Annotated in this window: 17 protein-coding genes and 5 tRNA genes; 20 read left to right on the forward strand and 2 right to left on the reverse strand. The window is 42.1% G+C overall.

The window, feature by feature from the left end:
* Positions 1-12: 12 nt before the first annotated feature.
* From LKM37_00640 to LKM37_00665, 6 genes are read left to right on the forward strand one after another with little or no spacing between them, the layout of a single operon-like run.
* Positions 13-867 carry an RNA methyltransferase gene (locus LKM37_00640; GenBank protein ID MCI1719535.1) on the forward strand — a complete coding sequence of 285 codons (855 nt, stop codon included), beginning with the start codon at positions 13-15 and terminating at the stop codon, positions 865-867.
* On the forward strand, positions 864-1,490 hold the full coding sequence (locus tag LKM37_00645) for a CatA-like O-acetyltransferase (protein ID MCI1719536.1): 627 nt from the start codon (positions 864-866) through the stop codon (positions 1,488-1,490). Before LKM37_00640 ends, LKM37_00645 begins: the two co-directional genes overlap by 4 nt.
* 31 nt (positions 1,491-1,521) lie before the next feature.
* Entirely contained in the window at positions 1,522-2,379 is an 858-nt protein-coding gene (locus LKM37_00650; protein ID MCI1719537.1) for an NAD(P)-binding domain-containing protein, read from the forward strand.
* A gap of 34 nt (positions 2,380-2,413) precedes the next feature.
* Positions 2,414-2,947: a single-stranded DNA-binding protein gene (locus LKM37_00655; protein MCI1719538.1), complete on the forward strand. Its 534-nt coding sequence runs from the start codon at positions 2,414-2,416 to the stop codon at positions 2,945-2,947.
* Between the two features lie 44 nt (positions 2,948-2,991).
* Positions 2,992-4,275 carry an adenylosuccinate synthase gene (locus LKM37_00660; protein ID MCI1719539.1) on the forward strand — a complete coding sequence of 428 codons (1,284 nt, stop codon included), beginning with the start codon at positions 2,992-2,994 and terminating at the stop codon, positions 4,273-4,275.
* Between the two features lie 26 nt (positions 4,276-4,301).
* Positions 4,302-5,741: an MFS transporter gene (locus LKM37_00665; GenBank protein ID MCI1719540.1), complete on the forward strand. Its 1,440-nt coding sequence runs from the start codon at positions 4,302-4,304 to the stop codon at positions 5,739-5,741.
* Between the two features lie 120 nt (positions 5,742-5,861).
* Here the strand turns inward: LKM37_00665 and LKM37_00670 are convergent, their stop codons facing one another.
* On the reverse strand, positions 5,862-7,295 hold the full coding sequence (locus tag LKM37_00670; GenBank protein ID MCI1719541.1) for an MFS transporter: 1,434 nt from the start codon (positions 7,293-7,295) through the stop codon (positions 5,862-5,864).
* 54 nt (positions 7,296-7,349) lie between these two features.
* The gene (locus tag LKM37_00675; protein ID MCI1719542.1) at positions 7,350-8,795 is read right to left on the reverse strand and encodes an MFS transporter; all 1,446 of its coding nucleotides are present in this window, start codon (positions 8,793-8,795) and stop codon (positions 7,350-7,352) included.
* A 179-nt stretch (positions 8,796-8,974) separates the two neighbouring features.
* Here LKM37_00675 and dxs point away from each other — a divergent pair, with 179 nt between their 5' ends.
* From dxs to rpoB, 14 genes are all read left to right on the forward strand, one after another.
* Positions 8,975-10,852, forward strand: a complete 1,878-nt coding sequence (dxs, locus tag LKM37_00680) for a 1-deoxy-D-xylulose-5-phosphate synthase (protein ID MCI1719543.1) — start codon at positions 8,975-8,977, stop codon at positions 10,850-10,852.
* 103 nt (positions 10,853-10,955) lie between these two features.
* Positions 10,956-11,029, forward strand: a tRNA-Thr gene (locus LKM37_00685).
* 18 nt (positions 11,030-11,047) lie between these two features.
* Positions 11,048-11,130, forward strand: a tRNA-Tyr gene (locus LKM37_00690).
* A 10-nt stretch (positions 11,131-11,140) separates the two neighbouring features.
* Positions 11,141-11,213 (forward strand) — tRNA-Gly (locus tag LKM37_00695).
* 8 nt (positions 11,214-11,221) lie between these two features.
* Positions 11,222-11,293 (forward strand) — tRNA-Thr (locus tag LKM37_00700).
* An 81-nt stretch (positions 11,294-11,374) separates the two neighbouring features.
* Complete coding sequence (gene tuf / locus LKM37_00705) at positions 11,375-12,571, forward strand: elongation factor Tu (GenBank protein MCI1719544.1); 1,197 nt, start codon at positions 11,375-11,377, stop codon at positions 12,569-12,571.
* A 104-nt stretch (positions 12,572-12,675) separates the two neighbouring features.
* Positions 12,676-12,746, forward strand: a tRNA-Trp gene (locus LKM37_00710).
* Between the two features lie 85 nt (positions 12,747-12,831).
* Positions 12,832-13,026: a preprotein translocase subunit SecE gene (secE, locus tag LKM37_00715; GenBank protein MCI1719545.1), complete on the forward strand. Its 195-nt coding sequence runs from the start codon at positions 12,832-12,834 to the stop codon at positions 13,024-13,026.
* Positions 13,027-13,056: 30 nt separating this feature from the next.
* Positions 13,057-13,620: a transcription termination/antitermination protein NusG gene (gene nusG, locus LKM37_00720; GenBank protein ID MCI1719546.1), complete on the forward strand. Its 564-nt coding sequence runs from the start codon at positions 13,057-13,059 to the stop codon at positions 13,618-13,620.
* An 11-nt stretch (positions 13,621-13,631) separates the two neighbouring features.
* Positions 13,632-14,078 carry a 50S ribosomal protein L11 gene (gene rplK / locus LKM37_00725; protein ID MCI1719547.1) on the forward strand — a complete coding sequence of 149 codons (447 nt, stop codon included), beginning with the start codon at positions 13,632-13,634 and terminating at the stop codon, positions 14,076-14,078.
* 11 nt (positions 14,079-14,089) lie between these two features.
* A complete protein-coding gene (gene rplA, locus LKM37_00730; protein ID MCI1719548.1) occupies positions 14,090-14,797 on the forward strand; it encodes a 50S ribosomal protein L1 in 708 nt (235 codons plus the stop codon).
* 16 nt (positions 14,798-14,813) lie between these two features.
* The gene (gene rplJ / locus LKM37_00735) at positions 14,814-15,344 is read left to right on the forward strand and encodes a 50S ribosomal protein L10 (GenBank protein MCI1719549.1); all 531 of its coding nucleotides are present in this window, start codon (positions 14,814-14,816) and stop codon (positions 15,342-15,344) included.
* Positions 15,345-15,371: 27 nt separating this feature from the next.
* On the forward strand, positions 15,372-15,746 hold the full coding sequence (rplL, locus tag LKM37_00740) for a 50S ribosomal protein L7/L12 (protein MCI1719550.1): 375 nt from the start codon (positions 15,372-15,374) through the stop codon (positions 15,744-15,746).
* Between the two features lie 131 nt (positions 15,747-15,877).
* On the forward strand, positions 15,878-19,732 hold the full coding sequence (gene rpoB / locus LKM37_00745; protein ID MCI1719551.1) for a DNA-directed RNA polymerase subunit beta: 3,855 nt from the start codon (positions 15,878-15,880) through the stop codon (positions 19,730-19,732).
* Positions 19,733-19,745: the final 13 nt, after the last annotated feature.

The raw sequence follows: 19,745 nt of genomic DNA on the forward strand, positions 1-19,745 counted from the left end.
GGAAATTTACAAATGACCCCGGATGCCGATAGGAATCTTATCACTTCTTTAAAGAATCCAAAAATTAAAGAGGCGCTTGAGCTTTATGAGAAATCTAAAGAGCGCAGGGCCAGGCATTTATTTGTTGTGGAGGGAGTTAGAGAAGTCCTGGATTGCATTAATGCCGGATACGAACTGCGCACTGTTTTTTATTGTCCAAAAATAATTTCAGAGAAAAATTTTAATGAGATAAAAAAGCACGCAATAGATGAAATCTGTTTTGAAGTAACAGAAGATGTCTATGGCAAGCTTGCCTATCGCGCAGGAACAGAGGGTATTGTAGCAGTTGTTAAAGAGAAGAAAAAAAAGCTGGAGGATATAAACCTCAAAGTAAAGTGTGATGAGAAAGGTAACTATCAGCCTCTTATTCTAGTAGTTGAGAGTGTGGAGAAACCCGGCAATCTTGGAGCTTTGCTAAGAACGGCAGATGCCTGCGGAGCGGATGCTGTTCTGATTTGCGATGAGCTTACAGACCTGTACAATCCAAATTTAATCCGCGCAAGTCTTGGAGGAATCTTTACGCAAAACGTTGTCTGCTGCACAAATGAAGAGGCCTATAAATGGCTAAAAGACAATAATATAACAATATACACAGCACAGCTGCAAGATTCAAAACTGTACTATAAAACAGACATGAAGAGAGGCTGCGCAATTGTAATGGGAAGCGAGGCAAACGGGCTTACTGAGTTTTGGAGAAAAGCGGCCAGCGAGAAAATAATGATTCCGATGATGGGGAAACTGGATTCTCTAAACGTCTCTGTATCAGCAGCTATTTTATGTTATGAGGCGCTTAGACAGAGGTCGTCAAGCATAAACGAGAATAAATGAAAACAAAGGTTAATATTCAAAACTGGGAACGCAAAGAAGTATACGAGTACTTCTCAAAATTTAAATATCCTATGGGGGGACTGCTTGCAGACGTAGATGTTACCCAGGTGTACGATTATGCACAAAGCACGGGACGTTCCTTATACATGACAACATTGTACAACACGTTAAAGATTGCTGACAGCATAGAAAATTTCAGATACAGAATAGAAAACGGGGAAGTTTATCTATATGACAATGCAAGTATAGGTTCAACGTATCTTAGAAAAAGAAACAATACACTGGCTTTTACCTGGTTTAACAACTACAGCGATATAGACTCTTTTATTAAGGAGGCTAGAAAAGCTGAAAATCAGGCTGAAATGGCTGACGGTCTAGACCTCAAGGCGGATACTATGCATGGGAATTTAATCTGCTTTTCCTGTGTCCCATGGGTAAATTTTACGGCGATTGCAGAGCCTTTTTCACCTTTTGACTCCTCATTCCCACACGTGGTCACAGGAAGGTTTTATAAAAAGGGCAAAAAAATCCTAATGCCGGTCTCTGTAAAAATCCACCATGGATTAGGGGACGGCTATCATCTGTCGCTGTTTCTACAAAAATTTTCTAATATCAATTGGTAACCAATATATTATAAAATTTCCCAAATAAAATATGTCAAAGTTCGCCCTAATAGGAAATCCAATAAAACACTCTCTAAGCCCAGCCCTATTCAAAATAGCCTACAGCGGAAATACAGATGAATATGAACTAATTGAATCCCAGAGTGTTGAGGAGGCAATGCAAAAAGTTCACGATGGCGAATACAGTGGCATCAATGTCACTGCTCCTTTCAAAGAATCCGTAATGCAGTATGTCACCCGTCCGGACTCCGTCACCACTCGCCTGCACGCCGCCAATACCCTGCTATTCAAGGGGGCAGAAGTTTTTTCCTACAATACCGATTATTTGGCCGTGAGGGAAATCTTGAGCATACGCTGCGCGCAGAGCAGTGCGGCACAAAGCGCCGCACTGCCAAGTGATTTACGCGGCTTCCGCCGCGAGGATGCACGCGTGCTCCGCACGCGGCCTTTGGCAAATAGATTATATCCCTCTGCTGAAAGAAAAGCAATGGTAATTGGCGTAGGCGGTGCTGGGAAAGCAGCCGCACTGGCACTAAAAGACGCTGGCTACAAAACCATTATAGCAAACAGAACCATAGATAAAGCAAAAGAATTTGCTGCAGAAATAGGAGCAGAATCCGCCGGATTAAACGAGGTGGCAGATATTGTTAAACGCGTTGCAGTTATAGTATATGCGCTGCCGCTGAAAATAGAAGAGTTAAAAGAGAGTGACCTGTCGGGAGTACTATTGATTGAAGCAAATTATAAAAACCCCTCTTTCTCCGCAGCCCCAAACTACGTGGGCGGATTGGAATGGCTGGTGAACCAGGCAATCCCGGGATTCAAGCTTTTTACAGGCCGGGAACCGTCAGCAGAGAGGATGAGGCTTTTTGCAGAATCAATAATTTAAGAGTACTTTTACGCAATCAAAAAAATCTAAAAATATGTCTGTAAACAAAGTAATTTTATTGGGAAATGTTGGAAAGGATCCGGAGGTTAGACATCTGGAGGGAGGAGCGTCCGTTGCAAATTTTACTCTTGCAACGTCAGAAAGATTTAAGGACAGAAGCGGTGCGCCGCAGGAAAGGACAGAATGGCATAACATTGTGTGCTGGAGAGCATTAGCTGATATAGTAGAGAAATATGTCAAGAAGGGTACTCAAGTTTATGTTGAGGGAAAAATTAGGAGCAGAAGCTATACAGATCAAAACAATCAGACAAGGTATATAACTGAGATTTATGCAGATGCATTGCAGCTTGTAGGGAGGAAGTCAGATAACCCTGCATCACAGGGAGGGTATCAGAATGGCGGCGCTCAGCCTCAGCAAAACAATTGGCAGCGCCCTGCGCAGCCGCAGAATAACGGCGGATACGCACCTCAGCATGCAGCTCCGGCGCCTCAGCCGCAGCAGCCACAAGCTCCTGCAACTCAGGATTTTCCTGGAGAAGAAGATACAACCGATGATCTTCCGTTCTAATCTGTCGGGATTAAAAAATTTAACTTTAAAATATTTTTGTGCTTATGAAAGTTGATGTTGTTTTAGGATTACAGTGGGGTGATGAAGGCAAGGGCAAAATTGTTGATGTTCTGGCAAAAAATTATCCTGTAATTTGCAGATTCCAAGGAGGTCCAAACGCCGGTCACTCTTTGAATTTTGAAGGAAAAAAGTTTGTTCTTCATTCAGTTCCCGCAGGCGTATTCAGAAAAAATACTATCAACATAGTTGGCAACGGAGTTGTACTTGACCCTATAATTTTCAGAGAGGAATGCAAAGGAATTGAGGCGCTTGGAGTACCTGTTACAAAGAGAGTTGTAATTTCAAAAAAGGCTCATCTTATCCTCCCTACCCACAAAATAATTGACGCAGCATCAGAGGCTTCCAAAGGGAAGACAAAGATTGGTTCAACGTTGAAAGGCATTGGCCCTACTTACATGGATAAGACGGGGCGCAACGGACTTAGAGTTGGAGACATTCTTGCAAAAGATTTTAAAAATAGATTCAACACTCTTAAGGAGAAGCATAAAACTTTCCTTAAACAATTTGATTTCCAATATAATGCAGAAGAGCATGAGAAAGAGTGGATGGATGCTATAAATTATCTTAAGAAGTTCCAGATTGTAGACAGCGAGTATGAATTGAACAAATATCTTAAGACAAAGAATGCACTTGCAGAGGGAGCACAGGGAACTTTGCTGGATGTAGATTTTGGCGCGTATCCTTTTGTAACTTCATCCTCAACCATTTGCGCAGGCGCATGCACAGGTCTTGGACTTTCTCCTCTTAAGATTGGCAAGATTTACGGAATATTCAAGGCATATTGCACAAGAGTTGGCGCAGGTCCTTTCCCTACTGAATTGTTTGACAAAACAGGCGAGGAACTAAGGCAAAGAGGCTGCGAATTCGGCGCAACAACCGGACGTCCGAGAAGAACCGGATGGCTTGATATTCCGGCACTTAAGTATGCAATCATGCTTAACGGCGTAACCAATCTTATCATGATGAAGGCGGATGTGATGGACACTTTTGACAAGATTAAAGTTGCAGTTGCATACAAAGTAGATGGTCAGAAAACGGACAGAGTTCCTTATGACACCTACGCTAAAATAGAACCTGTTTACAAAGAGTTCAAAGGCTGGAAAAAAGATTTGAGCAAATGTAAAAAGGACAGTGACTTCCCTGCCGCATACAAACAATATATCAGCTTCATAGAGAAGGAATTGCAGGTACCTATCAGTGTTATTTCAGTAGGTCCCGACAGAAGTCAAACTATTGTTAGAAAGAAACAAAAAGCGGCAAAGAGATAACTTCCCCGGGTGAGCTTGCCCAAAAAATGGATACTATAAAAAAGACTTTAAGAGACTCAGCTGCAGCAAGGTGGATAGCTTTGCTCATAATCTCGCTGGTGATGTTTGCAGCATACGTCACCTCGGACATCTTTGCTCCTCTGCAAACAATGCTGGAGGAAAACAACCTTTGGAACAGCGTTGAATTTGGCTGGTTTGCAGGTTCGTACTCAATCTTCAACGTATTCCTTGGAATGCTAATTTTTGGAGGTTTTATCCTGGATAAAAAAGGGATAAGATTTACCGGAATGTTATCATGCATTCTAATGGTAATAGGTATTGCAATCAAGTACTACGCAGTAGCTTACATACCTGTAATTGACCCTGCTACAGGCGCTCAGAACCTTGGTTATTTTGTAGGAGCCCACATGAAAAAACAGGTGATATGGGTTGTAGTTGGATTTGGAATTTTTGGAGTTGGTTCTGAGGTTGCGGGAATTACTGTAAGCAAAATTATTGTCAAGTGGTTCAAAGGGAAAGAGCTGGCTATGGCAATGGGGCTTCAGCTTGCGCTTGCAAGACTTGGCTCAGCCTTGGCACTTGTAGTATCTCCGTTGATTGCAGCACATTACGGCAGCGTGAGCTCATCAGTTATGTTTGCTCTAATCTTGCTGGGCATAGCTTTGGTTTGCTTCTTCTTCTACTGCATCCAAGACAAGCGATTAGATAAACAACTCGCAGAAAATAAATTGGCAGAGGGTAAAAAGGAAGATGAAGCCTTCTCTCTTAAGGATGTCAAAGCAATTATTACTAATCCCGGTTTTTGGCTGATTGCATTTTTGTGCCTGATTTTTTATGCGGCAGTTTTACCTTTCTACCAGTTTGCATCCTCACTTATGGTCAACAAATTTGGAGTGGCAGAGAAATGGGCCGGTACAATTCCGGCAATTTTGCCGTTTGGATGCCTTATTCTAACTCCTTTATTTGGAAGGATTTATGACAAATACGGACATGGCGCGGACTTGATGATTTTTGGTGCCGTGCTCATAACTGGCGTGCATTTATTCTTTGCGCTTCCGTTCACTCATGCAGCATGGTTTGCCATAATTTTGATGATTCTTTTGGGAATTGGTTTTGCAATGCTTCCATCCGCAATGTGGCCATCCTTGGCTAAAATTATTCCGGAGAAACAATTCGGAACTGCAATGGCGCTAACCTATTATATTCAGAATATAGGACTTTGGGGAGTTCCTATGTTAATAGGCTGGATATTAAATAAATACTGCATCTTATCAACATATAATGCGGCATTGCCTATGAGATATCCGGATAATCCAAAATATAATTACGTACTGCCGATGCTGGTCTTTGCAATTACATGTTCAGTCGCAATTATTTTGGCTTTCTGCTTAAAGTCTTTGAACAAGAGAAAGCATTATGGTTTGCAAGATCCTAATATTAAAGCGGAAGCAGATAAAGCAAAATAAACGGTCAGATGTAGTATAAATAATACAAATTCCTTATACATAAGATTTTAGCAAAATAAAAGGCGATCAAAATTTGACCGCCTTTTATTTTTATCAAACCGCACAAAGCGGTCTTCTTTTTTATGCTGCCTTCTTCACTTTGTTAGGATCATCAAGATGCAGCTGAGGGTTTTTCTTAGAAGATTTTGCAAGCAAAATAGAAACGGTTACAGCCACAATACCCAGACCTATAAACAAATACTCTGCATGAACCGCAGCGCTTACTTGCTGTGAAATATTGTTAGCATCAATTATATATCTCTTTAAGATACCGCCTACAAATATTGGAACTAGCAACATTCCCATGTTCTGAATCCAGTAAATCAAAGAGTAAGCAGAACCAAGATTTTTCTCCGGAATAATCTTAGGAATAGATGGCCACATTGCTGCGGGAACCAATGAATATCCAACTCCCAGAAGAGCAATTGCTGCGTAACCGCAGAAATGAGAACCGCCTGGTGCAAAGCATATTAAAAGGTGAGCAAGAAGTACTACGCAAGAGCCAAGTATCATCCATGTAGTTCCTTTTCCTTTGTGATCTACAAGAGAACCAAACAGAGGAGTAAAAATAACCGTGAAGAAAGGAATCATTGCAATCATCCACTTTGCAATCTCCAAATCTATTCCAAATCTTGGAATAAGTATTGACGTACCAAATTTCTTGAATGAAATAATACAGCAATAAAAGAAAACGCAAAGCAAAGAGACAAGGATGTAATGCTTGTTAGTCAAGATTTTAAAGATATCGGAAAATTTAAATTTATCCTCTTCTTTAACCTCCTTTGTATCAGTCTCTCCTGTCTGCTTATCCAAATGGAAATCCATCGTGATAAAAACACTCCACAAAACTATTCCAATAGCCATAATTCCAAGTCCTACAAGAGCAGGTCTTCCGGTATCAGCAAAAGTGTATTGGAAACCCATTGGAGGATTATCAACAAGGCCAACCAAAGTAGGAGCAAAAACAAACGCAAGAGCTGTTCCCAAACGCGCTATTGAAAGCTGAAGCCCCATCGCGAGCGCCATCTCCTTGCCTTTGAACCATTTGGCAATTGAGCGCGTTACCGCCACACCCGCAATTTCACTGCCGAGCCCGAATAACGTACAACCTATGTAAGCCAGTACTAATGAAGGTTTTGCAGTAAATCCGGCCATCCAGTCATGAAGTCCGCTGCCGTTGAAACTGCCGCTAATTGCATAAGCAACAATTCCGGCACCTCCGACCATCATTGCTACAAAAAGAGAACCTGTAAAACGGACACCCCATTTGTCCAGGAGCATTCCGCAAACAATCAGTCCGCCCCATACACAAAGAAATGAATATCCGCCCGCATAGAATCCATAATCTTGTGAATTCCAAGCCAATTGAGCTAACCCTGGAGTCTTGAAAATATGAGACACCGTAGAGAACATATCGTCAAAGAAATATGACGCAAACATGGGAACTACAAGGCATGCAAGTACAATCCAGCGTGCGCTCTTGGAATCCCTCAGAAATTTAATGGCTTTCTCCATTTTATATATTTAAGTTTTTAGGGTATTATTGTCAGTAAAATTTACGCTAATAGTCTACGCCTCAGCAGCTTTCTTTTGAATATTAGGCAATTCCAAACCGTAATTCTTGCGCTTATCTTCAGCCTTTAGCCAGAAACTTAATAACAAAGCCATAACTCCAAGTGAAACAAAGACAAGCATTGGAACTGTGTAGTTAAACTTCAAAGGATCCGTAACACCAGGATTACTTGCTGTAAGAACAGAACCAATAATCATTGGGAATGCATACAATCCAATATTTTGAATCCAGAATATTACTGCGTAAGCAGAACCAAGCAAACGGCTGTCTACCAATTTTGGAACTGAAGGCCACAAAGCTGCAGGAACCAATGAGAAAGAAATTCCTAATAATATGATACTCAATAAAGTAATAAAAACATTCTGCGTTGCCGGAACAAGGAATGCAAATGAAAGGTGACACACAATCATTAACATAGCTCCAAGCATTAACATAGAGGCGCCCTTACCTTTTCTATCCAAGAAATTACCAAGGAACGGCGTGACAGCTGCAGCTCCCAAAGGAAAGACTGAGAATATAAGACCCGCAGTCTCAGCTGAATAGTGAAGATTGCACTGCAACATATTCACCGCATATTTCTGGAACGGGAAAATTGCAGAATAGTATAACACGCAAAGCAAGGCCACAAGCCAGAATACTTTGGAAGTGAAAATCAACTTCAAGTCCTTGATTTTGAAAGGATCATCCTTCTCCTCTCCATTTTCTCCCATCTGAACTTCAAGCTTTTTGTCCATGAAAGCATAAACAATAAAGCACATCAAACCAATGAGCATAAGCAATACCGCAAAAGCAACAGGACGGGAAACGCTAATGTTTCCGCCTAGATGAGCAAGAAACGGAGCACCTACCATAACTACTGCTACGCCAACGCGCGCAATAGCCATCTCAATTCCCATTGCAAGAGCCATCTCCTTGCCTTTGAACCACTTAACAATACCACGTGATACTGTAATACCGGCCATTTCCGCACCGCATCCAAATATCATGAAGCCTATTGCCGCAAGTTTTGCAGATGCTGGCATGCCTGCATACCAAGGTGTAACATTCCACCAAGAAGCGGGAAGATTTAGAATTCCATCCATAAATGATGCAATGGAACTTCCTGCAAAAGCGTCAGTTACAGCAAAGTAGTTAAGAGAGCCGCCAAGTACCATAACAGCGCCGGAAAGTATCGCAGTAAAGCGAACCCCCATTTTGTCCAGGATAATGCCCGCAAAAATCAGGAAGAAAACAAACACATTAAGGAATGGTTCTGATCCTGCATAATGTCCAAAAGCAGTAGAATCCCATCCGCGCTGTGTCTGCAAAATATCTTTCAGCGGAGATAGAATATCAACAAAGATGTAGCCAAAAAACATGGCTGATGCCAACAACACAAGGGCCGTCCAACGGACGGAAGCCTTATCACGCATTGTCTGGTGTATTTTATCAGATATTGTCATTTGTATTTAATTATTATTTAGTTTCTTTAATTTAGGTTTTCAAAAAACGCGACAATTTATTGCTTTTATTCCAAATCGCAAAATCTTTGATTTTAAGATTTGGCAAATAAATTGTAAATTGCGCAATCTTTAAGGGGTAATACCAGGAGTTATTTCAAAAGCGAGAAAAGAGAAATCACATGTTAGAGAAGATTAATTCACCAAAAGATATAAAAGGTTTAAGTACTGGACAACTTATCAGATTATGTAAAGAACTGAGAGAGTATATTACAGAGTGTTGTGCGAAAAATCCGGGACATCTTGGCGCTTCTTTAGGAGCAGTTGAACTTGCCGTAGCTCTTCATTATGTGTTTGATACGCCAAATGATAAAATTGTTTGGGACGTTGGCCATCAGGCTTACGCACACAAAATCCTTACAGGCAGAAGAGAAGAGTTCAAAAACAACAGAACAAAGGATGGTCCGAGCGGTTTCCCAAAAATGAGCGAAAGTCCTTATGACGCCTTTGGAGTTGGTCATGCATCTACCTCTGTATCAGCAGCTCTAGGACTTGCAACAGCAGCAAGGCTTAAAGGGGAAAATATTAAAGTCATAGCTGTACTCGGCGACGGTGCCGCAACAGGCGGGCTCTCTTTTGAGGGTTTAAACAATGCCGGAGTTTCCAAAACGGATATCCTTGTTATTCTAAATGATAATCAAATTGCCATAGACAAGAACGTTGGCGCCATGCACAACTATCTTGTGAAAATCACCACATCACCTACTTATAACAGAATCAAAAATAAGATTTGGAACAAAGTGGGCAACGGCAAACTTAGGGGCATACTGCAAAAATTTGCAATGACCACAAAGATTGCGCTGGTTAAGCACGGCTCTGTGTTTGAAGGACTTGGGTTCAGATATTTTGGTACAATCGATGGCAATGACATTGGTGAGCTTGTCACAACCCTTACCAATCTGAAAAATCTAAAAGGCCCTAAACTTCTGCATATTAGAACGTTAAAGGGCAAAGGATATGAGCCTGCGGAGAAAGCGCAGAGCATCTGGCATGCGCCGGGGAAATTTGACGTGGAGACCGGGGAGAGAATTTCCAAAAAGGGTCAACCTCTTAAATATCAGAACATTTTCGGGCAGACAATAGTAGAACTTGCAAAACACAATAAGAATATAGTAGGCATCACGCCGGCAATGCTCAGCGGAGGTCAGCTATGTGATATGATGAAGGTTTTTCCCGACAGGACATTTGATGTCGGAATTGCAGAGGAGCACGCTGTAACTTTTTCAGCAGGTCTTGCGGCCGGAGGCATGCTTCCTTTCTGCAACATATATTCATCATTCTTGCAACGTGCTTATGACCAGGTAATTCACGATGTAGCCCTGCAAAACTTGAAAGTTGTATTTTGCATAGACAGAGGCGGACTTGTAGGAGAAGACGGCGCCACGCATCAAGGTGCGTTCGACCTTTCATACCTGCGCATAGTGCCGAATATCACGGAGATGGCTCCGCTTAATGAAATTGAATTGCAAGATATGCTTTACTCCGCAACACTGCCTGAATACGGCGGCCCTATCTCAATACGCTATCCAAGAGGATGTTGCCAAGGTCTGGAACTTCCAAAAGAATTTAAAAAAATAGAAATTGGCAAAGCCGTAAAATTAAAAGAGGGGCATGATGTTGCGGTTTTATCCATCGGAACTATTGGGAACAATACGGCAGAGGCCGTTGGACTAGCTGAAAAAGAAGGCATTAGCGTTATGCACTATAACATGAGATTTCTTAAACCTTTGGATGTTGCCGCCGTTGATGACGCCGTAAAGAACTGCAAAAAAATTATTACGGTTGAGGACGGAACTATTATAGGAGGACTGTATAGCGCTGTGTGTGAATATATTGCAAAAACTTATGGTAGTAGCGTAAAAGTATTTTGCATGGGAATCCCGGATAAATTTATTGAGCATGCAACTGTAAATGAGCAGCTTGCCGAATGCCATCTGGATGCCTCCTCTATTTTTGAGAGGATAAAAGAGTGCGCCGGACCTTGCAAAGAGGAGCAATAATCTGTCGCGAAAAGAAAATTTTATTAATTTTTTTTACAAAAGTTTTGCTAATTAATTCAAAAATTCTACCTTTGCAGTCCCTTAAAAAAGGGGCAATTTTATTGCCGATGTAGCTCAGTTGGCCAGAGCAGCTGATTTGTAATCAGCTGGTCGGGGGTTCGAATCCCTCCATCGGCTCTAATTTTTTGTGTTAACGGAGAGGTACCAAAGTGGCCAACTGGGGCAGACTGTAAATCTGCTGGCTTATGCCTTCGGAGGTCCGAATCCTTCCCTCTCCACTTTTTTACCGCGGAAGTAGCTCAGTTGGTAGAGCATCAGCCTTCCAAGCTGAGGGTCGCGAGTTCGAACCCCGTCTTCCGCTCTAAGAAGGCCGACGTAGCTCAGAGGTAGAGCACTTCCTTGGTAAGGAAGAGGTCTCGGGTCCAAGTCCCGATGTCGGCTCTACTTTAGGTGGTTGAGAATGAGGATGTTGGAGTTGCTTCAAGTTCGGAATCAATATTAATTAATTAATAATATATTATTATGGCAAAAGAAGTATTTAAGAGGGATAAACCTCATGTTAACATTGGTACAATTGGCCATGTTGACCACGGCAAAACCACTTTAACTGCAGCTATCACCAAGGTACTTGCAGAAAGAGGTTTCTCCAGAGATGATGAGATCAAGACTTTTGATCAGATTGATAACGCACCTGAGGAGAAGGAGCGCGGTATTACAATTAACACCGCACACGTTGAGTATCAGACAGCTAATCGTCACTACGCTCACGTTGACTGCCCGGGGCATGCTGATTATGTAAAGAACATGGTAACTGGTGCTGCACAGATGGATGGCGCAATCCTTGTTGTTGCTGCAACAGATGGTCCTATGCCTCAAACAAGAGAGCACATTCTATTGGCTCGTCAGGTAAACGTTCCAAAGATTGTTGTATTCCTTAACAAAGTTGACTTGGTTGATGACCCTGAAATGCTAGATCTAGTAGAGATGGAAGTTAGAGAGCTTCTTTCTTTCTATCAGTATGATGGAGACAACGCTCCTGTTATCAGAGGTTCCGCTCTAGGAGCTCTTAACGGAGACAAGAAATGGGAAGAGAAAGTTATGGAGCTTATGGCTGCCGTAGACGAGTACATTCCGCTTCCAGTACGTGATAACCAGAAACCTTTCTTGATGCCAATTGAGGATATCTTCTCAATCACAGGCCGTGGCACAGTTGCTACAGGTAGAATTGAGACCGGTATTGTTAAGGTTGGTGATGAGGTTGAACTTATCGGACTTGGCGACGAGCCTAAGAAGACTGTCGTTACAGGTGTTGAGATGTTCCGCAAGATTCTTGATGAAGGTGAAGCTGGCGATAACGTTGGTTTGCTTCTAAGAGGTATTGATAAGAAAGACCTTAAGAGAGGAATGGTTGTTGCAAAACCTGGTTCCGTAACTCCTCATAAGAAGTTCGAGGCTCAGATTTACGTCCTTAAGAAAGAAGAGGGCGGCCGTCACACTCCATTTAAGAATAAGTATCGTCCTCAGTTCTTCATCCGTACAATGGATGTAACAGGAGAGATTGATCTTCCTCAGGGAGTTGAGATGGTAATGCCTGGTGATAACGTAACAATCCAAGTAGAGTTAATCTACCCAGTTGCATTGTCAGAAGGACTTAAGTTCGCTATCCGTGAGGGCGGCAGAACTGTAGGTGCAGGACAGGTAACCAAAATTCTAGAATAAAGTTCTATCGGGAGCTATATTAAGTTCCCGATAGTTAATTCTAATAAATCCCTGAGTCTTAGGCTTTTGCATAGTACAAAAGAGTGAGGCGCAGGGGTTCATTTAGGGACATAGTTCAAGGGTAGAATCGCGGTCTCCAAAACCGCTGATGGGCGTTCGAATCGCTCTGTCCCTGCACTGAACCGGATGTTACGATCTGATTCATTTTTAATAAGGCAAAGCAAAGCTTCCAATTGCGGAGTCTATAATTAAAAATTTAAATGAGCAAAGTAAGTTTATATCTAAAAGAGGCTTATACAGAATTGACCAAAAAGGTCAGCTGGCCTACCTGGGCGCAGTTACAGAATTCAGCCATTGTTGTAATGATTACAACGTTAATTTTTGCAGTGCTGATATTCTTAATGGACTTAGCGTTCAAGAACATAATGACAGCCATTTATAATATGCTTTACTAATTTGTTTAACAGATTAATAGAAATTGCATAATGAGTGAGCTGGCAAAAAAATGGTACGTTGTAAGAGCGCAGGGCGGAAAAGAGAAGAAAGCGCAAGAGTACATAATCAATGAGATTAAAAGACTCAACAAAGAGGATTATGTTACTCAAGTTCTAGTTCCAACTGAGAAGGTTTACCAAGTTAGGAACGAGAAAAAAGTTAGCACGGATAAGATTTGTTTTCCGGGCTATATCTTCATTGAGTCTTGCCTTACAGGTGAAATTCAACACATTATCCGTGATATTCCTTTTGTATCTGGTTTCCTTACGGAAATCATTAAAAAGGGCGGTAAGGAGAAGGAACCTGTTCCTTTGCGTGAATCTGAAGTCAATCAGCTTTTAGGGAAGGTTGACGAGATGATGGACAAGGAGGAAGAGAATGCGGCACCATTTGTTAAAGGCGAGCCTGTAAAAGTCATTGATGGTCCTTTCAACGGTTTTGACGGAACTGTAGACGATATCTTGGAAGACAAGAAGAAGCTAAAAGTTATGGTTAAAATCTTTGGAAGAAAGACGATTTTGGAACTTAGTTTTGTTCAAGTAGTTAAAGAATAAATAAATTTATTATGGCTAAAGAAATTGCCGCATTAATTAAATTACAAATTAAAGGCGGTGCAGCAAATCCCTCACCTCCAGTAGGACCGGCATTAGGTTCTAAGGGAGTGAATATTATGGATTTCTGCAAACAATTTAACGCGCTTACCCAAAAGAAGGCCGGCAAGACGCTTCCCGTAATTATTACTGTCTTCACGGATAAGTCCTTTACCTTTGTTGTAAAGGAACCTCCTGTTGCTGTTATGATTAAGGAAGTTGCAAAGATTCAGTCGGGTTCTGCCGAACCTAACAGAAAGAAAGTTGCAAAGCTGACTTGGGAGCAGGTAAAGAAGATTGCAGAAGATAAAATGCCTGACCTTAATTGCTTTACCCTTAAATCAGCTATGAAGATGGTTGCGGGAACAGCAAGAAGCATGGGTATTACTGTAGAGGGAACATTCCCTGCCGATGTTAAATAAAATCAAACGCAATGAGTAAGCTAACTAAAAATCAAAAAATATCCAGGGCTAAAGTTGAGCCGGGAAAACAGTACAAGTTGGCTGAGGCTTGCAGTTTAGTAAAGGAAACAACCTCTACTAAATTTGATGCTTCGGTAGATGTTGCTGTGCGTCTGGGAGTTGATCCGCGCAAGGCCAATCAAATGGTCAGAGGCGTAGTTACACTTCCTAACGGAACAGGCAAGACGGTAAGAGTACTTGTATTGTGCACGCCGGACAAAGAGGCAGAGGCTAAAGAGGCCGGTGCCGATTATGTAGGCTTGGACGATTATGTAGAAAAAATAAAGGGAGGCTGGACAGACGTTGACGTTATTGTCTGCACCCCTACTGTTATGGCTAAAGTTGGTGCCCTTGGAAGAGTCCTAGGACCAAGAGGTTTGATGCCTAACCCTAAGACCGGTACTGTAACCATGGATTTGAAGGCTGCAGTTAAGGAAATTAAGGCAGGTAAGATAGACTTCAAGGTTGACAAACAGGGTATTATCAGCACAAGCATTGGTAAAGTATCATTCACTGCAGAGCAGTTGACTCAGAATGCCGGTGAGTTTTTGAACACAGTTGTTAAATTGAAACCTCAGTCTCTTAAGGGAAGTTACATTAAGAGCATTTTCATTTCATCAACTATGGGTCCCGGAATTGCTATTGATGCCAAGGCGTTTGGCTCAGTTGATACTGAATAATTTGGAGGAGAAAATCATGAAGAAAGAGAAAAAATCACAGATTATTGAGGATTTAACAGCTCGCCTTAAAGAGAACCCCAATTTCTATATTACAGACATTGAGGGACTTAACGCTGTTCAGACATCAAAATTGAGACGCGCATGCTTTAAGCAGCAAATAAAATTGCTTGTTGTCAAAAATACTTTATTCTCTAAAGCTTTGGAAAAGAGCGGAATAGAGGATGCAAAGCAATTTGAGCCAATTATGACCGGTTCATCAGCGGTAATGTTCACGACAGTTCCAAATGCTCCTGCAAAAGTCATCAAGACTTTCAGCGCTGCAGACGGAAAAGGCAAACCTGCCCTTAAAGGTGCGTTTGTTCAGGATTGTCCTTACATCGGCGCAGAGAATCTGGATGTACTTTATAACATTAAGTCCAAGAACGAACTTATTGGAGATATCATTACGTTGTTGCAGTCTCCTGCTAAGAATGTCATTTCTGCCCTTCAATCACAGGGCGGCGGCAAGATTGCAGGCATTGTAAAGACGCTAGAGGAAAAGAAATAATTATTAACACATAAAAAATTATAAATCATGGCAGATATTAAAAAATTTGCAGAAGACTTAGTTAATCTTTCAGTAAAAGATGTACAAGAGTTAGCTAAAGTTCTTAAAGAGGAGTATGGCATTGAGCCTGCTGCCGCTGCTGTTGCTGTTGCCGGTCCTGCTGCTGCAGGAGCGCCTGCTGCTGCAGAAAAGACTGAATTCGACGTTATCCTTAAGTCAGCCGGACAAGCTAAATTACAGGTTGTTAAGGCCGTTAAGGAGCTTTCAGGTCTTGGACTAAAAGAAGCTAAGGATCTAGTTGATGCTGCCCCTAAGGCTGTTAAGGAGAAAATCTCCAAGGCAGACGCTGAGGCGCTAAAGGCAAAACTGGAAGAGGCTGGTGCAGAGGTTGAGATTAAATAACTTGGAGAGATAATTTGAACAAGTTAATTATTTCATACCTCCCTGCCTAACAGGACGTAGTCAGGTTTAGGGCTTTTTGCCCTAAACCTTTTTGTCGTTTTTTAAGTTTATTATCAACTAACCTTAACACAATGTTGCAAAACACTAATAATAAGCGAATTTCATTCGCAACCTCTAAAACCCTTCTTGACTACCCGGACTTTCTTGAGGTTCAGTTAAAATCTTTCAAGGATTTCTTCCAGCTGGATACAACAGCTGAGAACAGAAAGAACGAGGGCTTGTATAAGGTTTTTCAGGAGGTTTTCTCACAAAATTCAGATCCTAAAGGAATTAGAGATACGCGCAATAACTTTGTACTGGAGTTCATTGATTATTTCATTGACCCTCCGCGCTACTCCATGGATGAGTGTCTGGACAGAGGACTTACTTACAGCGTTCCGCTGAACGCTAAGTTGAAGCTGTCATGCACGGACCCGGAACATGAAGATTTTGAGCAGGTTATACAAGACGTCTATCTGGGAAACATTCCTTACATGACCCCGCAGGGCACATTTATTATCAACGGATCAGAGAGAATTGTAGTTTCTCAGCTGCATCGTTCTCCGGGAGTATTCTTCGGGCAGAGCATGCACACAAACGGAACTAAACTTTACTCAGCAAGAATTATCCCGTTCAAGGGTTCTTGGATTGAGTTCACGACAGACATTAACAATGTCATGTACGCATACATTGACCGCAAGAAAAAATTGCCGGTCACTACGCTTCTTAGAGCAATTGGCTTTGAGAGCGATAAAGACATATTAAACATTTTCGGACTTGCACAGGAAGTTAAGGCCACTAAGCCCGAACTGGAAAAATGCATTGGTAAAACCCTTGCAGCCAGAGTTTTAAAGACTTGGAACGAGGACTTCGCAGATGAGGATACCGGCGAGGTCATGTACATAGAGAGGACAGAGATTGTTGTTGAGAGAGAGACCGTTCTAACAGAGGATTTAATTGATAAAATTATAGATTCCGGTGTTTCTTACATCCTGATTCACAATGAGGATGCGAGCGCTGCGGAATATGCAATAATTTATAACACTTTGCAGAAAGATGTCTGCAACACTCAGAAAGACGCTATCTTCTATACTTACAGACAGTTGCGCAATTCTGAACCGCCAGATGAGGCTACGGCAAAGGATGTTATTGAGAAGCTTTTCTTCTCCGACAAGAGATATGATTTGGGAACTGTCGGGAGATACAGACTTAACAAGAAGTTGAATTTGACAACATCCCCGGATGTGAGGGTGCTGACAAAACAAGATATTATTGAAATCATCCGCTATTTGATTCAGCTGATTAATTCAAAGGCGACGGTAGATGATATTGACCACTTGAGCAACAGAAGAATACGTACTGTTGGAGAGCAGCTTGCAAACCAGTTTAGCGTTGGTCTGGCACGAATGGCAAGAACAATTAGGGAGAGAATGAATGTGAGAGATAATGAGGTGTTTAAGCCTGTTGACCTAATCAACTCTAAAACTCTTTCTTCTGTAATTAACTCATTCTTTGGCACTAGCCAGCTGTCCCAGTTTATGGACCAGACAAACCCTATCGCTGAGATGACTCACAAGAGAAGGTTGTCAGCATTAGGTCCCGGCGGACTTAGCAGAGATAGAGCAGGATTTGAAGTACGAGACGTTCACTACACTCACTACGGAAGACTTTGCCCTATTGAGACACCAGAAGGTCCTAACATTGGATTGATTTCTTCTCTATGCGTTTACGCAAGAATTAATGACCTTGGCTTTATTGAGACTCCATATAGAAAAGTTGATAACGGAGTTGTTGACCTGGCCCAGAAGGGAGTTGTTTATCTGAGTGCGGAAGAGGAAGAGAATCAGATGGTTGCACAGGCAAATGTTAACCTTGACGATGACGGAAAGATTTTGGATGATAGAATCAAATGCAGATGGCAGGCTGACTATCCTGTTGTCGGAAAGCAGGATGTCCACTTGATTGACGTTGCGCCAAACCAGATTGCATCTCTTGCAGCATCAATTATTCCTTTCTTGGAACATGATGATGCAAACCGTGCGTTGATGGGTTCTAACATGATGCGCCAGGCAGTTCCTATTATTTGCCCGGAGGCTCCTATTGTTGGAACAGGTTTGGAGGAACCAATTATCAGAGATTCCAGAACTCAGATTGCAGCAGAAGGAAAAGGAGAGGTTGTTTTTGTTGATGCAAATGAGATTCATGTGAAATACGACAGAACTGAGGATGAGAAGTTTGTAAGCTTCACTTCCGACGTTACAGTATACAAGCTTCCAATGTACAGGAAGACAAACCAAAGTACCTCTATCCGTTTGAAACCTATCGTGATGAAAGGACAAAAGGTAGAGAAAGGCGAGATTATGACAGAGGGCTATGCTTCCCAAAACGGAGAGCTTGCTCTTGGAAGAAATCTTAAGGTTGCCTTCATGCCTTGGAAGGGTTATAACTATGAGGATGCCGTTGTACTAAGCGAGAGGATGGTCCGCGAGGATATCTTCACTTCTGTGCATGTAGATGAATACATCATGGAAGTGCGTGATACTAAGCGTGGTCCGGAGGAGCTTACAAGAGATATTCCTAACGTAAGCGAGGATGCTACAAAGAACCTTGACGAGAACGGAATTATCAGAGTTGGAGCTTCTGTTGAACCTGGAGATATTCTAATTGGAAAAATCACTCCTAAGGGAGAGACGGATCCTTCTCCGGAGGAGAAACTTTTGAGAGCTATCTTTGGTGATAAGGCGGGTGATGTTAAGGATGCTTCACTTAAGGCATCTGCTTCACTTACAGGTACTGTCATCGGAAAGAGATTGTTCAGGAGAGTTGGTTCCGGAAAGAATTCAGAGGGAGAGAAGAAGAAGCTTAAGGCTTCTATCAAGAGCAATGTTGCAAAGGCCGAGGAGGAATTCCAGAAGAAATCAGAGGAGCTTAAGGCTATCTTTATGGATAAGCTCATGACTCTTACTGCAAAGAAGACTTCATTAGGTGTCAGCGACATGTACGGAACTCTTCTTATCCCTAAGGGTGAGATGTTTAAGAAGGAAGACCTTAACAATATAGATTATAAGAATATTAATCCTACAAAATGGACTTCCGATAAACACACTAACACGCTAATTAAGGCGTTGATTAGCAATTATCTTATCCAGTTTAATGAGCTTAAGTCTCAGAATAACAGGAGAAACTACGATATCACTATCGGCGACGACCTTCCAAACGGAATTACTCAGCTTGCCAAAGTTTATCTGGCCAAGAAGAGAAAGATTAGAGTTGGTGATAAGGTTGCGGGACGCCACGGCAACAAGGGTATTGTAGCCAAGATTGTAAGCGACGAGGATATGCCTTTCATGGAGGACGGAACTATTATGGATATTGTTCTTAACCCTCTAGGTGTGCCTTCCCGTATGAACCTTGGACAGATTTATGAGACCGTTCTTGGATGGGCAGGACGCCAGCTTGGACTTAAGTTTGCCACCCCTATCTTTGATGGAGCTTCTCTGGAAAATATTTGCAAATACACAGATAAGGCGGGACTTCCTAGATATGGAACTACCTGGCTAAGAGACGGAGGCACGGGCGAGATGTTTGACCAGCCTGCCACGGTCGGAGTTATCTACATGATAAAGCTAGACCACATGGTAGATGATAAGATGCACGCACGTTCAACCGGTCCTTATTCTCTTATTACTCAGCAGCCTCTTGGCGGAAAAGCTCAGCTGGGAGGCCAGAGATTTGGAGAGATGGAGGTTTGGGCTCTAGAAGCATTTGGAGCTGCAAACGTTCTGCAGGAGATTCTAACTATCAAGTCAGATGATATCACAGGCAGAAGCCGTGCTTATGAGGCAATTGTAAAGGGTGAGCCGATGCCGCAACCAGGTATTCCTGAGTCACTTAACGTATTGCTTCATGAACTTAGAGGCTTGGGGCTAAGCATTCATTTGGATTAAAAAATTAATAAAT

The sequence above is a fragment of the Bacteroidales bacterium genome, assembly GCA_022647615.1.
Classification (GTDB): Bacteria; Bacteroidota; Bacteroidia; order Bacteroidales; family UBA932; genus Egerieousia.

What these genes read in the sequence shown, in the direction of transcription:
- LKM37_00640 (MCI1719535.1), top strand. Translation starts at nt 13, where the DNA reads ATGACCCCGGATGCCGATAGGAATCTTATCACTTCTTTAAAGAATCCA.
- LKM37_00645 (MCI1719536.1), top strand. Translation starts at nt 864, where the DNA reads ATGAAAACAAAGGTTAATATTCAAAACTGGGAACGCAAAGAAGTATAC.
- LKM37_00650 (MCI1719537.1), top strand. Translation starts at nt 1,522, where the DNA reads ATGTCAAAGTTCGCCCTAATAGGAAATCCAATAAAACACTCTCTAAGC.
- LKM37_00655 (MCI1719538.1), top strand. Translation starts at nt 2,414, where the DNA reads ATGTCTGTAAACAAAGTAATTTTATTGGGAAATGTTGGAAAGGATCCG.
- LKM37_00660 (MCI1719539.1), top strand. Translation starts at nt 2,992, where the DNA reads ATGAAAGTTGATGTTGTTTTAGGATTACAGTGGGGTGATGAAGGCAAG.
- LKM37_00665 (MCI1719540.1), top strand. Translation starts at nt 4,302, where the DNA reads ATGGATACTATAAAAAAGACTTTAAGAGACTCAGCTGCAGCAAGGTGG.
- LKM37_00670 (MCI1719541.1), bottom strand. Translation starts at nt 7,295, where the DNA reads ATGGAGAAAGCCATTAAATTTCTGAGGGATTCCAAGAGCGCACGCTGG.
- LKM37_00675 (MCI1719542.1), bottom strand. Translation starts at nt 8,795, where the DNA reads ATGACAATATCTGATAAAATACACCAGACAATGCGTGATAAGGCTTCC.
- dxs (MCI1719543.1), top strand. Translation starts at nt 8,975, where the DNA reads ATGTTAGAGAAGATTAATTCACCAAAAGATATAAAAGGTTTAAGTACT.
- tuf (MCI1719544.1), top strand. Translation starts at nt 11,375, where the DNA reads ATGGCAAAAGAAGTATTTAAGAGGGATAAACCTCATGTTAACATTGGT.
- secE (MCI1719545.1), top strand. Translation starts at nt 12,832, where the DNA reads ATGAGCAAAGTAAGTTTATATCTAAAAGAGGCTTATACAGAATTGACC.
- nusG (MCI1719546.1), top strand. Translation starts at nt 13,057, where the DNA reads ATGAGTGAGCTGGCAAAAAAATGGTACGTTGTAAGAGCGCAGGGCGGA.
- rplK (MCI1719547.1), top strand. Translation starts at nt 13,632, where the DNA reads ATGGCTAAAGAAATTGCCGCATTAATTAAATTACAAATTAAAGGCGGT.
- rplA (MCI1719548.1), top strand. Translation starts at nt 14,090, where the DNA reads ATGAGTAAGCTAACTAAAAATCAAAAAATATCCAGGGCTAAAGTTGAG.
- rplJ (MCI1719549.1), top strand. Translation starts at nt 14,814, where the DNA reads ATGAAGAAAGAGAAAAAATCACAGATTATTGAGGATTTAACAGCTCGC.
- rplL (MCI1719550.1), top strand. Translation starts at nt 15,372, where the DNA reads ATGGCAGATATTAAAAAATTTGCAGAAGACTTAGTTAATCTTTCAGTA.
- rpoB (MCI1719551.1), top strand. Translation starts at nt 15,878, where the DNA reads ATGTTGCAAAACACTAATAATAAGCGAATTTCATTCGCAACCTCTAAA.